Annotated in this window: 3 protein-coding genes; all 3 read left to right on the plus strand. The window is 59.1% G+C overall.

Annotated elements, in window-relative coordinates:
* Positions 1-110 precede the first annotated feature (110 nt).
* Positions 111-647 (plus strand): flagellar basal body-associated FliL family protein, encoded by a 537-nt coding sequence (locus VL202_RS21280; RefSeq protein ID WP_056329564.1) that lies wholly within the window; start codon positions 111-113, stop codon positions 645-647.
* Positions 648-654: 7 nt separating this feature from the next.
* Positions 655-1392 (plus strand): flagellar type III secretion system pore protein FliP, encoded by a 738-nt coding sequence (gene fliP / locus VL202_RS21285; protein ID WP_056329561.1) that lies wholly within the window; start codon positions 655-657, stop codon positions 1390-1392.
* Positions 1393-1709: 317 nt separating this feature from the next.
* Positions 1710-2441: flagellin (locus VL202_RS21290; protein ID WP_325466055.1), on the plus strand; the 732-nt coding region annotated here is incomplete at its 3' end.

Consider the following 2441-nt stretch of genomic DNA (forward strand, 5'->3'; position numbering starts at 1 on the left):
GACCGAGGTGCAGCAGCCGCCATGGGGCCAGCAGGTCGTCGATCTCGTTTCGCCGATTTGACGGCAGGACAGGCTGCCTTCGCGTGGCACAACTCTTGATGGACCCGTAGATGGAAGATTTCGATACTGCCAATGCCGCCCCGAAGAAATCGTCGCCACTCGTCCTGGTCGCGGCGATCGCCGTGCTGACGCTGATGGCCGGCGGTGGCGGCTGGCTGATTGGCGGCATGCTGGCGCCGGAGCCGGTCAGCGTCGAGGAAGCGAAGCTCATCGCGGCGGCGAAGGCCGCCGTCGATGCGAAGGCAGGCTCGCCGGAAGGCGAAAAGAAGAAGGACGAGGGCTTGCCACGGATCGCCACCGAGGCCAATGGCATCGTCCAACTGGAAGCGATCACCACCAATCTCGCCTATCCCAGCGAAAACTGGATCCGGCTCGAAGTGGCGCTCCAGTTCAACGGCGCGACGGATGTGACGATGGCCGAGCAGATTCACCAGGACATCGCCGCCTACCTGAAAACTGTGTCCCTGCAGCAGATCCAGGGGCCGCGCGGGTTCCAGTATCTGAAGGACGATATCAAGGAACGGGTTGACCTGCGCTCCGAAGGGCGCGTAACCAATGTCATCTTCAGGACCTTCGTCGTTCAATGATTCGCCCATGATCCGCACAGTCGCATTCATAGCCGCCATGATGGCGATGTCGGGTATCGCGGGGGCGCAGGGCTTTCCCGCGGATATCCTGAACACGCCTGTCGATGGCTCGGTGGCATCCTGGATCATCCGCACCTTCGGCCTGCTGACGGTCCTGTCGGTTGCTCCGGGCATCCTCATCATGGTGACGAGCTTTCCGCGCTTTGTCATCGCCTTTGCGATCCTTCGCACCGGCATGGGCCTGGCCACCACGCCGTCCAACATGATCATGGTCAGTCTCGCGCTGTTCATGACCTTCTATGTCATGGCACCGACCTTCGACCGGGCCTGGCAGAACGGCATTAATCCGCTCCTGGAAAACCAGATCACCGAGACCGAGGCGATGACCCGCATCGCGGAACCGTTCCGCGAGTTCATGCTGGCCAATACGCGCGACAAGGATCTGCAACTGTTCATCGATATCGCCCAGGAAAAGGGCCAGACCGTCGTCGCGGGCGATCGCGTCGATCTGCGTGCCGTGGTGCCCGCCTTCATGATCTCGGAAATCCGGCGCGGTTTCGAAATCGGCTTCCTGATCATGCTGCCCTTCCTGGTCATCGACCTTGTGGTCGCCACGATCACCATGGCGATGGGCATGATGATGCTGCCGCCGACCTCGATCTCGCTGCCCTTCAAGATCCTCTTCTTCGTGCTCATCGACGGCTGGAACCTGCTGGTCGGCAGCCTGGTGCGATCCTTCAGCTGATCCTTGCCTCGTGGTTAACATCCGGTCAATTTTTTGGCCGTGATCACGCTTGCCTGAAAATATCATCCATTTGATTTCATTGTTTATTTTTCAGGACGCTGTTCCGGTTTCCTGACGATTTCGAACTTAAGTAGATGCTGATATAAAGGGCCGATTTAAACATATCGCAATGTTTGCCTGCGACATTACCCTCACATGACGGGTTTGGTCTCAGCAGCAGCCGGGGCCGAGTGGCATGATGCCGAACCGCCATCACCGGTAAGTATTCAGTCCGGTATGTCCCCAATCTGTATTTTGTATCTAGAGGGACAACCCCAATGACAAGCATCCTGACAAACGCTTCTGCAATGGCAGCTCTTTCGACGCTGCGCTCCATCAGCTCCGACATGGAAACGACCCAGGGCCGCATTTCTTCCGGCCTGCGCGTTGGCGACGCTTCCGACAACGCTGCCTACTGGTCGATCGCAACGACCATGCGTTCGGACAACAAGGCTCTTTCGACGGTTCAGGACGCTCTCGGTCTCGGCGCTGCCAAGACGGACACGGCCTATACCGGCCTGAACGCCGCTATCGACGTTGTTTCCGAAATCAAGGCAAAGCTGGTTGCCGCTCGCGAACCGGGCGTTGACAAAACCAAGATCAACAAGGAACTGACCGAGCTCAAGAACCAGCTGGTTTCGACGGCGACTTCGGCTTCGTTCTCCGGTGAAAACTGGCTCTACAACGACACGGCGACGGCGCTCGGCACCAAGGAAATGGTTGGCTCGTTCACCCGTTCGGCCGCTGGCAATGTTTCCGTCGGCGTTCTTTCTTTCGACGCTTCGACCTCGGTTCTGATCGACACCAAAAATGCCGCCAACGGTCAGCTGACCAAGGCCGTATCCGTCGCTCAGCCGAACGGCGCAACCGCCGCCACCACGGCAAACGCCACCTACCACCTGATCCTTGCTGCAGGCGGTACGGCTCCGACCGGCTCGACCCTGATCGCGCTGACGGCAACGACCACCGACGACAACATCGAAGGCATGATCAGCGCCGTTGACGCAATG

The sequence above is a fragment of the Pararhizobium sp. genome (assembly GCF_035497515.1).
Lineage (GTDB): Bacteria > Pseudomonadota > Alphaproteobacteria > Rhizobiales > Rhizobiaceae > Pararhizobium.